Source organism: Nostoc sp. DSM 114159 (assembly GCF_053470285.1).
This window is the reverse complement of record NZ_JBPFEH010000001.1, coordinates 101715-114726: the sequence shown is the minus strand read 5'-3', so window position 1 is coordinate 114726 and position 13012 is coordinate 101715. Positions and strand designations below refer to the sequence as shown.

11 protein-coding genes are annotated in these 13012 nt (G+C 40.8%); 8 read left to right on the top strand and 3 right to left on the bottom strand.

Annotated features, from left to right (window positions below; translation table 11 throughout):
- The first annotated feature begins 544 nt into the window (after nt 1-544).
- The 4 genes from ACR5KR_RS00410 to ACR5KR_RS00395 all read left to right on the top strand — a co-directional run bounded on the left by ACR5KR_RS00410 (nt 545) and on the right by ACR5KR_RS00395 (nt 4680).
- Nucleotides 545-2221 carry an alpha-amylase family glycosyl hydrolase gene (locus ACR5KR_RS00410; RefSeq protein WP_448265041.1) on the top strand — a complete coding sequence of 559 codons (1677 nt, stop codon included), beginning with the start codon at nt 545-547 and terminating at the stop codon, nt 2219-2221.
- A gap of 362 nt (nt 2222-2583) precedes the next feature.
- The gene (locus tag ACR5KR_RS00405; RefSeq protein WP_448265040.1) at nt 2584-3039 is read left to right on the top strand and encodes an anthrone oxygenase family protein; all 456 of its coding nucleotides are present in this window, start codon (nt 2584-2586) and stop codon (nt 3037-3039) included.
- 47 nt (nt 3040-3086) lie between these two features.
- The gene (locus tag ACR5KR_RS00400) at nt 3087-3710 is read left to right on the top strand and encodes a class I SAM-dependent methyltransferase (RefSeq protein WP_448265039.1); all 624 of its coding nucleotides are present in this window, start codon (nt 3087-3089) and stop codon (nt 3708-3710) included.
- Nucleotides 3711-3786: 76 nt separating this feature from the next.
- Nucleotides 3787-4680 (top strand): lysophospholipid acyltransferase family protein, encoded by an 894-nt coding sequence (locus ACR5KR_RS00395; protein WP_448265038.1) that lies wholly within the window; start codon nt 3787-3789, stop codon nt 4678-4680.
- A gap of 178 nt (nt 4681-4858) precedes the next feature.
- On the opposite strand, the gene ACR5KR_RS00390 is transcribed toward ACR5KR_RS00395, so the two are convergent.
- On the bottom strand, nt 4859-5824 hold the full coding sequence (locus ACR5KR_RS00390; protein WP_448265037.1) for an SGNH/GDSL hydrolase family protein: 966 nt from the start codon (nt 5822-5824) through the stop codon (nt 4859-4861).
- Between the two features lie 273 nt (nt 5825-6097).
- On the opposite strand from ACR5KR_RS00390, the gene ACR5KR_RS00385 reads away from it, so the two are divergent.
- The 3 genes from ACR5KR_RS00385 (at nt 6098) to ACR5KR_RS00375 (ending at nt 9652) form a co-directional block, all read left to right on the top strand.
- Nucleotides 6098-6238, top strand: coding sequence for a hypothetical protein (locus tag ACR5KR_RS00385; protein WP_190240958.1), 141 nt, complete (start codon nt 6098-6100; stop codon nt 6236-6238).
- Nucleotides 6239-6413: 175 nt separating this feature from the next.
- Nucleotides 6414-9308: a glycerol-3-phosphate acyltransferase gene (locus tag ACR5KR_RS00380; RefSeq protein ID WP_448265036.1), complete on the top strand. Its 2895-nt coding sequence runs from the start codon at nt 6414-6416 to the stop codon at nt 9306-9308.
- Nucleotides 9305-9652: a cupin domain-containing protein gene (locus ACR5KR_RS00375; RefSeq protein ID WP_445628253.1), complete on the top strand. Its 348-nt coding sequence runs from the start codon at nt 9305-9307 to the stop codon at nt 9650-9652. Before ACR5KR_RS00380 ends, ACR5KR_RS00375 begins: the two co-directional genes overlap by 4 nt.
- A gap of 267 nt (nt 9653-9919) precedes the next feature.
- On the opposite strand, the gene ACR5KR_RS00370 is transcribed toward ACR5KR_RS00375, so the two are convergent.
- Nucleotides 9920-10276 (bottom strand): hypothetical protein, encoded by a 357-nt coding sequence (locus ACR5KR_RS00370; RefSeq protein WP_445628254.1) that lies wholly within the window; start codon nt 10274-10276, stop codon nt 9920-9922.
- Nucleotides 10277-11142: 866 nt separating this feature from the next.
- On the opposite strand from ACR5KR_RS00370, the gene ACR5KR_RS00365 reads away from it, so the two are divergent.
- Nucleotides 11143-11505, top strand: a complete 363-nt coding sequence (locus tag ACR5KR_RS00365; RefSeq protein ID WP_445628255.1) for a ribosomal maturation YjgA family protein — start codon at nt 11143-11145, stop codon at nt 11503-11505.
- Between the two features lie 288 nt (nt 11506-11793).
- On the opposite strand, the gene ACR5KR_RS00360 is transcribed toward ACR5KR_RS00365, so the two are convergent.
- The gene (locus ACR5KR_RS00360; RefSeq protein ID WP_448265035.1) at nt 11794-12840 is read right to left on the bottom strand and encodes a glycosyltransferase family 2 protein; all 1047 of its coding nucleotides are present in this window, start codon (nt 12838-12840) and stop codon (nt 11794-11796) included.
- Between the last annotated feature and the right edge of the window lie 172 nt (nt 12841-13012).

Below are 13012 nucleotides of genomic sequence, written 5' to 3'. Positions count from 1 at the left end.
GCGTAGTCGTTGGCGTGGTCACTGAGCGTAGTCGAAGTGCAGCCTCTCTAAGAGTTGTATTGGTCATTAATTATCTATCCTCCTCTGCTCCCCCGGTTACTGAGCGTTGGTCATTGAGTTTCGACTGCGCTCAACTACCGCGTAGCCGAAATGAGTCGAAGTATGCTCCCCTGCTTCCTACTACCCACTATCCATCTTTTAAGGATAGATATTTTAAAATCAGCTAGTATAAAGAGTAATGTGATGCCAGGAAATAGTCACTGCGTTTACTGTCTTGAAATAGACATTTAATTCCAGAAGGTATGGAATCAAATTTGAGAAACAAACCTCAGAGACAATTGAGCAAAACTATCATATCATGTCCGCATAATTAGTTATGATTTAGATAGCTATTGCACCCCTAAAATCATAGCGATCGCAATATCTGTCTGAAGTTCAGCAGATTAGAAAAATATTGATAATACTTAAGAAAGAAGCTGCTGATTATTTTATATTACACAATAATTTTAGTTACTGTAATTAGCTAAAATTTAAAAGTGTGAAAATGGCAAATTTAACTGAATTTTCATTATTTGCTCCTCGCAACAAAGGAGCAGCTTTAATTGGGTCTTTTTCAGATTGGAAAGAAATTCCCATGTCAAAAGATGAAGATGGTTATTTTCGCACGAAAATACAATTGGAAGACGGTGTTTATCAATATAAATTTCGCATTCAAACCAAAAGCCCAAATTTTGCACTTGATGAATGGATAGATATCATTGACCCCAAAGCGACAGATGTTAATGAAACAGAAAAATACGGCATAGTACGCATTCAAGATGGGCAACGCATTGTTGATAATTACCTTTGGCAAAATGATGAAACGCCGTTGCCTGATAACCGAGAATTAGTTATATATGAAATGCACGTTGCCGATTTTACTGGTGATGAAGTTGATTCTAACGAGCAAGGCAAATATTTAGGGATAATTGCTAAGTTAGATTATCTTTGCGAATTGGGAATTAATGCAATTGAATTAATGCCAGTTAATGAGTACCCTGGTGATTATAACTGGGGCTATAAAATTCGCCACTTCTTTGCTACAGAATCTAGTTACGGTTCAACAGAAGATTTAAAGCGGTTGATTGACGAGTGTCATGGTAGAGGCATTCGCGTTTTTATGGATGGAATTTATAACCATACAGATGAAGAATGCCCTTTAATACTAATTGACCGAAATTACTGGTACTACGAACACAAACATTATCCTGAAGACCCAAATAATTATTGGGGACCAGAGTTTAACTATGATAATTACGACAAAAACTTAAATATTAAACCTGCATGGGAATACATCGGCGATGTGGTAAAATTTTGGATTCAGGAATATCACATTGATGGAATTCGCTTTGATGCAGTGCGGCAATTGGCTAACTTTGAATTTTTCAACTGGCTGACTAAGGAAGCGAAAAATTATGCTGCACCTAAAGAGTTTTACAACATTGCTGAACACATTCCCGATACAAACACTGTAGTCAAGCCAGATGGCCCATTAGATGCTTGTTGGCATGAAAGTTTTCGCTACTTTATAATTCCATATATTTGTGGGAAATCATTTGAATTAGAACAACTCAAGCAGATTTTAGATCCCAAACAGCAAGGTTATGCGATCGCTACCAATGTAATTAATTATTTGGCAACCCACGATCGCGAACGTGTATTACGAGAATTAGGCAATTGCGGCATCTTTGACGCCGCCGCATTTGAACGAGCTAAGTTAGCTGCTGCTGTGTTAATGACAGCGATGGGTATACCGATGCTGTGGATGGGAGAAGAGTTTGGCGAATATCAGCAAAAAAGCGAAGATGTGACCAAACCGCAAAAGATTAATTGGTCTTTATTGTCAAACGCTCAGAATCATGATTTATTTGAGTATTATCAAAAGTTGATTGCTCTACGCCAGCAAAATCCAGCTTTGCAAAGTGATAATATTAAGTTTTTCTACGAAAATGCAGATAATAAAGTGCTGGCTTACACCCGTTGGGATGAGCAGAATTCTCATATCATTGTCGTGGTAAATTTCTCCGACCAAAATCTAAATCAATATAAAATTTCAGACTTCCCAACTGCTGAGTATTGGCGAGATTGGGTTAGTAATCAAGAAGTGAAATCTAAAGAGGATGGTTTAGTTACTGACTTACCAAGCTATACAGCTAAAATATTTGTTTCAAATTCACAGTAATGTCGTCTGTAGCTCGTTAATGTCAAAAGGTTGTAAATACATTGTCGCAAGCAGTGCGTTCACTGGAGGTGTTGGCGCAGCCATCGCTCGTCAAACAAACTGCTTGCGTCGCAACACAGTAATAAGACTAGCGATGGGAGCAACAGCAAATAAAATAATATCGTGTCTGATCGGATCAGCCCAAAACCCAGATTGTAGAGACGCGATTTATCGCGTCTTGAAAGACCAATCATCTACACCAATAACCCTTAACCCAAGCGTATTGTGTGTGACATAACACCATCTGTGAATAAGGCGTTGGGCAGTAATTAACAGGAGGCTTTATGGTAATTTTTGATAATTTACGCTTCTCTTTGACGCTTTTGACAGCACTAGGCTGCGGGCTGGTGGCTGGCGTCTTCTTTGCCTTCTCGACTTTTGTCATGAATGCCCTTGCACGACTCCAGCCAAAGGAAGGCATTATTGCCATGCAATCCATCAATATCACTGCGATCAATCCGTTGTTTATGTTGGCACTCTTCGGAACGGCTGTGGCTTGCATTTTTTTAGCGATTTCCTCGGTGTTAAAGTGGCATCAACCTGGTGCTGCCTATTTGCTTATGGGTAGCCTCCTGTATCTCATTGGCACCGTTCTAGTAACGATCGCCTTCAATGTGCCGCTGAATGATGCCTTAGCGATCGCCAAACCCGATAGTACTGAAGGCGCGAACCTATGGGCTAGATATCTTACCAATTGGACGTTCTGGAACCACGTTCGGACAATAGCGGCACTGGCAGCAGCACTTGTACTTGGACTATGCGATCGCACGGTGAAATAGAAATGATGAATATGTATGATACCCTTTGCTTGGCAAAATGAAGCTATATGAGTATTCAAGCAGCATACGATAATTGGTCAGCCACATACGATGCTGACGAAAATCTGACGCGCGATCTCGATCGAATCGTCACCAGAGAAACCTTGATGGGTTTGAAGTGTAAATCAGTCGTAGAAATTGGCTGTGGCACAGGTAAAAATACACTTTTGCTTTCACAGATTGCTCTGAAAGTTTGTGCGATCGATTTTTCAGCACAGATGATCGAAAAGGCAAAAGAGAAAGTGAGGTCTGCGAATGTAGTGTTTATTACCGAAGACATTACCCAGCAATGGACTTGTGATAATGAGTCTGCCGATTTAGTTACTTGTAATCTGGTTTTAGAACACATCGAAGACCTCAGCTTGATATTTTCAGAAGCATCTCGTGTCTTAGTCAAAGGAGGACACTTTTTCATCTGTGAGCTTCATCCATTCAAGCAATATCAAGGAACAAAAGCTAATTTTCAAAGACAGCAAGAGTCCGTTGAAATTCCGGCATTTGTGCATCATTTATCAGACTTTTTTAACACAGCAAAAGTTCATGGCTTCCAACTTGAAGACTTCAAAGAATGGTGGCATGAACAAGATAAAAATAAACCACCAAGGCTTGTATCAATCTTGCTGAAAAAGTGAAGACAATTTTGGTGCACTGAAATTTAGAGTAATTGCAGAGATACTTGCAAGATTAATGGAAGATGAGCGATTAATTATGGAATTTCCAAAACAGGTAGAGAATATTTCTGTCAGCGCTGACAATACTTTAACATCAGAATTCTCGAAAAAGATTCATCACTCATTAGCACAGCGAGATCCTCAATTTATTGAATCATTGATGCCTATATGGTCATGGTTTTACCGTTATTACTTTCAAGTAAAAACTGATGGATGGCATCACATCCCAACAACAGGGAAAGTACTACTGGTTGGCTCTCACAATGGGGGAATGGCTTCTCCAGATTTAATAATGATGATGTACGATTGGTTTTCGAGATTTGGAACCGAGCGTTTGGTGTATGGTCTAATGCACCCTTACGCTTGGAAAGTGAGTCCAGAAATAGCAGGATTAGCTCAGAAATTCGGAGCAATTGTTGCACATCCCAAAATGGCTAGCGCGGCTTTCGATCGAGGTGCTAGCGTTCTGGTATATCCTGGTGGACAATATGATATGTTTCGTCCTCATAGCCAACGTTATAAAATTCATTTTGCCGGTCATCAAGGGTTTGTCAAGCTAGCTTTAAAACAAGAAGTTCCAATTATTCCTGTAATTTCCGTAGGCGCTCATGATAGCTTGATCGTATTATGTGATTGCTATGATTTCGTCAAACAATTGCATCAGTGGGGATTGCCGTGGTTATATGAATTAGACCCTGGTGTTTTCCCAATTTACTTAGGTTTGCCTTGGGGCTTGTCTATTGGGCCTCTGCCAAATATTCCTTTACCTGTGCAAATTCACACTCGTATCTGTCATCCAATTATTTTTGAAAGATATGGTCAAGATGCAGCTAGAGATCGTAACTATGTGAATGCTTGTTATGAAATAGTTCAAAGTCAAATGCAGGAAGAGTTAAATAATTTGGTTAGAGATACTCAGAAATCTAATTAAACCTCGTCTACCTTGAGAACCGTAGTTTTGTAGGTTGGGTGCAGCGATCGCGTAACCCAACATAAATCAGGTGGTAATGTTGGGTTGCGTTTCACTCCACCCAACCTACAAAAATATATCTTTTAATATTTTTAAAAAACTCTAGGTTTCAACATAGATGAGCTTTAAAACACGAATATTAGTGATGAAGTGACTTCTCACCCAGTATTTCCAAAAGCGATCGCTCCATAACTTCACTGACAAATTTATTACCTTGTAAGTTGAGGTGAATGTGGTCGTGAAACAAACCTTGGGGGTTGTTAGTTGAATTGAAATTCGGTAAAAAGTCTATATAGTTAATTTGCTGTGCTTTGGTAAAATCGCTCAAGCGCTGACGTGCTTTGATTTCGTAATCGCGGGGGCCTGGTTCACCAATTTCTCGTAGTAAGGGAGTCATCACCAGCAGAAATTTGCTGTTGCTTTGGCGAGTCAAGGCTTGAATTTTAGCGATCGCCTCCAGATTAATCCCGACGCGATCGCCTGATTCATTTTGCACAGCTTGCAGTTCAGGAATTGGCTTTTGCTTGATGATATAACGCTGCCACACTTCCACTAATGCCAAGGGAGGTTTACGATCGGGATAATTGCGATCGCGTCCTACTGGTAATGAAGTCGGAGGAGTTGCAAACAAATCATCAGTATTAATTAATAACACCACTGCTTGCGCGTTAAAATTGCCAAACTTCTCTAAATAAGCTAATTCATTTCTTGGCCCCCAAGAGTTAGCGGAAGCATTTAGCACTTCTACTTCCTGATAATTGCTATTAGTGGATGATGCTAGAGAACGCATCATCAAACTAGATATTGTATTAGTCTGATCGGTCCACCAACCACCATTAGCAATAGAATCACCTAAGAGGAGAATTCGCAGCCCAGAAGGTGCAGGTATCTTTTTTATCGGACTACCTCGCATAGAATATTCATTAATTTCAATGCGATTCCCAAAACGACGAGTACGTTGGTTAGGAGCCAACAAATAACCAATTTGCTCATCGCCAATATAAATCAGGGGATTACCAAAACCAAACAGCGATCGCAATCCAACCTCAATTACCACAAACAATCCCACAACCACCGCCAAAATTACGCTCAGTGCTATTTTCACCTACTCACACCCTCTGATACTGAGTTGCTTTTCAATGATACTGGGGGATTGGGCATTGGGCATTGGGCATTGGGCAAGGTTATTTTCATTGTCCCCTTGTCTCCTTGTCTCCCTTGTCCTCCTTGTCCTCCTTGTCCTCCTTGTCTCCTTATCTCCTTATCCCCACTCCCACTTCTAAATTTTTAAAGTGAATTTAACGTCATCCGCAAATAGAAGGACTACAATCAAAACGGACAAATATTTCATGCTCCAACAACAGAGGATTACAAAGCTGTGTCCGACTTAAATCGCGGAATTATGAAATTTAAGGGTGCAGATTCCCCAAAAGTAGTCACTATCTCTACCGTGTTGCTTCTGGGATCGATCGCTGCTCTCGTAATCTGGGCGCTGCAAGCTGCCTATGCGCTAAACTAAAACCATTAGTAGTCTAGAAGGACACTTGTCTTAAACGGTTTCCGTCTTAGCCAAGTGTCCATTTAGCAACTAATAAATAAACCCCCCTAATAACCATCAAAAATTTCAGAAAAACTTTAGATTTTAGATTTGAGGTTTTAGATGGAAAATTTAAATCTAAAATCCAAAATCCAGAATGTTTGAACCTTGGGGTATCTTAGTTATTTTAATTGTCTGCCCCCTTTTGGGCGGATTACCCCTGATTGCATGGATAACTTACGCCCTCAAACGGAAGCAGTTATCACAAGTTGGTACAGGAAATATTAGTGTATCAGCTGCCTTTTATCATGGCGGTAAAATTGTTGGAATTCTGGCAGTCTTGTCAGAAGCATTTAAAGGAGTTGCGGCAGTCTTACTCAGCCGCATTTTCTTCCCAGATGGATCGTCTTGGGAATTGCTTGCCCTAATCGCTCTGGTAATCGGTAGATATTGGATAGGCAGAGGAGCAGGTACGACAAATGTTGTCTGGGGATTTGTCGTACACGATCCACTGGTAGCGATATTTGTATCTTTCTTTGCAGGTATTACTTTTACAATTCTGCAATCAAGAAAGTTAGTCAAATTTGGGGTTTTGCTACTTTTTCCTTTGTTTGTGGCACTTCTGCACTTTAGCGATATTCCCAGAATACTTGCTGCTGTGGCCTTAGCTGGTTTAATGGGCTGGATTTACACCAAAATTCCTGATGATATGAAACTGCCAGCCCAAGAGGCACAAACAGAATCGCAAGCGATGTTGGAATTTTTACGCGGCGAGCGCACAATGGTTTCTCTAGATGAAGAGTTGAATGCTGCCATTGTCGGAGAAAAGGCAGCAACATTATCTCAAATTAAGCGCTGGGGCTATCCAGTGCCGAAGGGATGGGTACTAGCACCTATCGACAATCCAGAAGGGTTAACAGAATTTCTCCAGCCATCAGAATTATCTCCTTTGGTGGTGCGTTCCTCCGCTATTGGAGAAGACTCAGAATACGCTTCTGCTGCTGGACAGTATGAAACAGTTGTAAATGTTACTAGCCAAGAGGCATTACAAGAAGCGATCGCTCAAGTTCAAGCTTCCTACAATCATCCCTCCGCTGTCCAATATCGACGCGATCGCGGCTTAAATGATACAGCAATGGCTGTGTTGATTCAGCAACAAGTCCAGAGTGTATATTCTGGTGTTGCTTTCAGCCGCGATCCCATTACCCAGCAAGGCGATGCAATCATCATTGAAGCCCTTCCAGGCAGCGCGACGCAAGTCGTTTCGGGAAAAATCACACCAGAACAATATCGCGCTTTTGTCGTTGAAACAGAAAATTCTTACTCTGTACAATTAGAGGGTCAAGGACGAGTCCCGCAATCATTAATTAAGCAAGTTGCTTACCTTACTTACCGACTCGAAAAACGTTATCATGGCACTCCTCAAGATATCGAGTGGAGTTATGATGGGCAAACGCTTTGGGTGTTGCAATCTCGACCAATCACCACTCTGTTGCCCATCTGGACACGCAAAATCGCTGCGGAAGTGATTCCCGGAGTAATTCACCCCTTAACATGGTCAATTAATCGTCCCTTAACTTGTGGAGTTTGGGGAGAATTTTTTACTTTAGTTTTAGGCGATCGCGCTTTGGGGTTAGATTTCACCAAAACAGCAACTCTGCACTATTCCAGAGCCTACTTTAATGCGTCCCTCTTAGGAGATATTTTTCTCAGAATGGGACTACCGCCGGAAAGTCTGGAATTTTTAACCAGAGGAGCTAAATTAAGTAAACCTTCCTTGCAGTCAACTTGGGAAAATTTGCCAGGACTAGGAAAGTTGCTGAAGCGGGAATTAAGTTTAGAAAAGGACTTCAAGGAAGATTATCACAAACGATTCATTCCTGGGTTGTCGCAGTTGGCGCAGTCAGATATCGATAGCTTGGAACCACCCGCGTTGTTGGCAAGAGTTGATTTTATTCTGGAGTTGCTGCGTTATGGAACGTATTACAGCATTTTAGCTCCCTTGAGTGCCGCTCTGAGACAGGCGATTTTTCGGGTAAAAGATGGGCAAATCGATCATAGCGTCACCCCAGAAGTAGCGGCATTGCGATCGCTCAGTGCGATCGCAACAGATGCCAAGCAGATATTGGTTGAGTTTGAGCCACAGCAAGTATTTGAGCAATTAAAGCAAACCCCCGAAGGAGAAAAGATCCTCCAAGAATTTAACGAATTGCTGCAAGATTACGGCTACTTAAGCGAAGTAGGAACCGATATCTCCGTTCCCACTTGGCGGGAAAATCCCCAAATGATTCAGCAGATGTTTGTGCAGTTAATGCAGGGGAACGAACCACAAGCAGGTGCTAAAGACGCAATTAATAGTATCTTTGCCAGTAAGCGCAAACGCTCTTTTGTGCAACGCCGCGTGGATATCAAAGGACGAGTCACCGAAGTTTATTCCCGGCTTTTAGCTGAATTGCGTTGGAGTTTTGTGGCTTTAGAGAAAATTTGGTTAGAGTCTGGTTTACTTAGGCAAACAGGCGATATCTTTTTTCTCAATTTTGATGAAGTGCGGCGTTTAATTGGAGATGAAGATTCCAGCTTAATCGAACAGTTAAATGAGTTAGTGGAATTTAGGCGATCGCAATTCCTGCAAGATAGCGAGATTATTCAAGTACCTGTTTTAGTCTACGGCAATACACCTCCTCACCCCTTAGCTCCCTCTGAACTCTACTCTGACCAAATTTTACAAGGCATTGGAGCCAGTCACGGGCAAGCCGAAGGTAGGGTGAAAGTGTTGCGAAATTTACAAGAAGTGCCAGAAGTCGATCGAGATACGATTCTAGTAGTACCTTATACAGATTCCGGCTGGGCACCATTATTATTAAGGGCTGGAGGATTAATTGCCGAAGCTGGAGGAAGACTTTCTCACGGTGCGATCGTTGCTCGTGAGTATGGAATTCCCGCCGTCATGGATGTTCGCGGTGCTACATGGATCTTGCAAGATGGTCAACGAGTCAGGATTGATGGGTCTAGGGGTATTGTGGAATTATCTAACGATTTAAGACCCGAATGATTACCACTTCCTTGAAAGACTTGCCTGAAGAATCGGTTTCTCACAATGCCGAAATCAAGAAAAAGGTGATGTTACGCTTCGGCGATTTACCTCACCTAACTAACTTTTCTCAAGCACGTTTTGCTCCTGGACAAACCGCACCAGCACACGCGCATCAAGATATGTGCGAGGTATTCTTTGTAGAAGCTGGTTCAGGAGTAATTCACATTGATGATACAGAATACCCCTTGCTTCCGGGAAACTGCGTAGCCATTGAACCGGGAGAAGTACACGAAGTTGTCAATAGTGGCTCAACCGAACTTGTTTTGACATACTTTGGTTTGCGAGTCGAAAAATCGAGCTAATCATTAGACCTCTTGGCATTTGTGCCTTTTGCAAGAGGTCGGGAAATGGGGAAAGGTGAAAGGGGAAAGGGGAAAGGTTTTGAATACATCCTTTCCCCTTTACTCCTTATCCTTTCCCCAGACCACAAGGAAAGTGAAAAATGCTTATCCGAACCGTATTGACCCCTCTTGGACACGGAGAGGAAAGTCAAAACCCTAATTTCTCGTTGCTCATCCCTTTCGCCGTGGGAGAGGGAGGCTGTCCGGGAGAGGTTCATCGAACTCACGTTAATATACCAAGGGTGTCGCCCCGCGCATCTGACGCAAAGAATTTATACAAGCAGGACAATCACAACCAAATAAGTCGATTGCCACATTGCTTTCTTCATCATTAAACTCCAGCATGGGAGCATCTTCTTGAGAAAACTCTATTTCACGTTGATAGTTAGGAATTTGAGCCAATACAGAAGCCCTGGCACATACTAAACCCACTTTATGTTTATTGCGTATACAAGATAGACGATCTGTGCTTTTGACTCCTGGTTCTGGCTCCATAGCTTGTGCGTGATTCAGCATTACTCCCATAGAGAGAAGAGAGCTAATCAGCACTGGAGAAGAAAGCAAACTCAGTATGAATTTGTTCATTGGTTTTCTTGAAAAACAATCTCGATTGCTCAGATTATCCGATTAAATCTTACAGTGCAAGTAAATGTGTATCAGGAATAGCCCAAAATTCAGATGTAAAGACAATACTTTTCGGTTAAAGGGGAAAGGGAAAAGGTTTGAATTTACCTTTATCCCTTACCCCGATGTTGGATTTTTTGGCGTTAGGGACTGACAAATAAAAAAATATACAACTTTTCTTGTAAGGTGGGCGTCTCGCCATTGGTGTCAAATTAACGTGAAACCGAACGTCCGCTAGGGATTAAAATCCCTGTCTCATAGCAAAAGTCCTCACTCAGAGGACTGAAGATTACAGTCCATTTTAATGGACTTGGGTTATTAGACTGCCGTTTTAACGGTGGGCGGACGCTTCAGTCAAAGTAGAAGTTGCTACAAGCTGCGCAAAACACGGAAACGCGAAGGCAGAAGCTCTTACAGGCTGCGCGAAACACCGAAACGTGAAGGCAGAAGCTCTTACAGGCTGCGCGAAACACCGAAACGTGAAGGCAGAAGCTCTTACAGAGAAGACGGAAGTTGTTACAGGCTGCGCGAAACACCGAAACGTGAAGACAGAAGCTCTTACAGAGAAGACGAAAGTTGCTACAGGCTGCGCGAAACACAAAAGTGTTAAAGCAGAAGTTGCTAAAGGGAAGGCAAAACAGAGAAGTTTATTGTTATACGAGGACTTTAATACTCAAAATAAGGGCTAGAGCCGCTTACTACAAACTACAAATCCGATTTTTCTGTGACACTTGCGTAAGTCCTATAATAGGATTTTCAACAGACTTTATCAAAAATTAAAGAGGTTGATAGTCAAAGTAGGTATTTTTTGAGCGCTATTGATTGCCATGTTTATCTTCAATAAAAAATATTTTTATCTCACACTTTTACTATTTTTAATAGAGGTATGTATTGCAGTTTTTATAAATGATAGTTTTATTCGTCCTTTTATCGGTGATGTTTTAGTAGTTATATTAATTTATTGCTTTGTCAAAGCTTTTTGGAATATACATTCATCCATAGTCGCTTTATCAGTTTTTGCCTTTGCTTGTGCAATCGAGATTCTGCAATATTTTAATTTTGTAAATAATTTAGGATTACACAAATACAAGGTTTTGGCTGTTGCTTTGGGAAGTGTATTTGATTGGAAAGATATTATTGCTTATGCAATAGGTATCATAATAGTCCTATGGTTGGAAAATAGAACATGATTACTCGATCGAGTATTTTGCGGCGTTCAATAGGGGGAGTAAATTCACGAAAAATATTCTAAATTCCATCATATCTATCTCCAATACAAGTCAGTATAAGAGCTATGATTTGGCTGTTAACCCAATTAGATTACAAGATTATTTTCTTGGAATGAGGCTGCGTAGGCGCAGCCCGCCGTAGGCATCGCAACCAAGTTGTGAAGACGTACAGCTTTATCATCTTTCCAATCACAGGGTTGTCCGATTACTCACTTCTCTCATATTTTTATAACAATCTTTTGGTTTTACTTATTTATTATTTTTAGGAGAATATAAACTGGGATGCATTGGTTTTCTTCGTTTTACTTGAAGATTATAAGGCATTTCAAAAACTAATTTATTACCCATCACATAGTATTGAAATCGACGTTTGATAATATCGTTAAATCTAGAAAGAAAATCATAAAAAATGATCGGATTTTTTCGGAATTCTCTCAATGCTAATAACCAATTTCCTTGTTTGAGAGGCAATAAAACTTGATTGTAAGCTAAATTTTTGTTATAAACTGCAAGATTAGAAGACAGAGCACGCATTAAAGCTAGATTTTTTTTCACAACTTTTTGCTGCATAAAAGAATAAGTAGCTATGCAAGATTGATTTAGACGTTTTAATCGGCTTTCACGTACAAGAGAAGAAGTGCGTGAACGGTAGAAATAATAGGCTTCTGGCACTAGAAAAAAGCGAGCGCCATTAATTAAGCATTTCATGTCAAGCCAAAAGTCCTCAGCTATGCTTAGGGTTTCATCGTACTCAATGCTGTGTTTAACCAAAAATTCTCGTTTGAACATAGGCTTACTTAAACCAAGATGTAGCCCTGGTTTTCCATAGACATCTGTCTCTACGAAATAAACGATATCAATTTGGAGAATTTTATCTATATGTTCTCCACTTTCTTGAATCAATGTACTCCAAGGAGATGTTGCACCATCTTTGATAAAATAAACATCGTCTGCAATCATATCTGCATTTGCTTGTTCTGCCAGCAACACAAGCTTTTCTAATCTTTCATGAGCATACCAGTCATCTGAATCCAGAACAGCAATCCATTCTCCTTGGGCTGCTTTGATAGCAAGATTACGCGCAGCAGAAACCCCAAGGTTTTGTGGATTAACTATCACTTTGAGACGTTCATCGGTAAAACTCTTGGCAACTTCTACAGTTTTATCAGTTGACCCATCATCGACAACGATAACTTCAAGTTCAGCGAGTGTTTGATTTAAGACTGACTCTATTGCCTCCTTAATATAAACTTCAGTATTGTAGGCAGGGATAATTACAGAGACTTTAGGATTCATCAAACTAAACTCCTGACTAATCGCTATATGTTTAGATTAGAATGTTAAAATTCCAATGAAAATTTGTTGAAGTAAAAATTCAGAAGTCAAAATCAAGACACTTAAGGATTCCTTAGCGTTAGCGTTAGCGTCACTGCAAGAGAAGCCTTTGGTAGAGAAGGAGCTTCGCTCT

Bases quoted from the DNA above. Each gene is read 5' to 3' on its own strand.
- ACR5KR_RS00410 (WP_448265041.1), top strand. From the start codon at position 545: ATGGCAAATTTAACTGAATTTTCATTATTTGCTCCTCGCAACAAAGGA.
- ACR5KR_RS00400 (WP_448265039.1), top strand. From the start codon at position 3,087: ATGAGTATTCAAGCAGCATACGATAATTGGTCAGCCACATACGATGCT.
- ACR5KR_RS00395 (WP_448265038.1), top strand. From the start codon at position 3,787: ATGGAATTTCCAAAACAGGTAGAGAATATTTCTGTCAGCGCTGACAAT.
- ACR5KR_RS00380 (WP_448265036.1), top strand. From the start codon at position 6,414: ATGTTTGAACCTTGGGGTATCTTAGTTATTTTAATTGTCTGCCCCCTT.
- ACR5KR_RS00375 (WP_445628253.1), top strand. From the start codon at position 9,305: ATGATTACCACTTCCTTGAAAGACTTGCCTGAAGAATCGGTTTCTCAC.
- ACR5KR_RS00370 (WP_445628254.1), bottom strand. From the start codon at position 10,276: ATGAACAAATTCATACTGAGTTTGCTTTCTTCTCCAGTGCTGATTAGC.
- ACR5KR_RS00365 (WP_445628255.1), top strand. From the start codon at position 11,143: ATGTTTATCTTCAATAAAAAATATTTTTATCTCACACTTTTACTATTT.
- ACR5KR_RS00360 (WP_448265035.1), bottom strand. From the start codon at position 12,840: ATGAATCCTAAAGTCTCTGTAATTATCCCTGCCTACAATACTGAAGTT.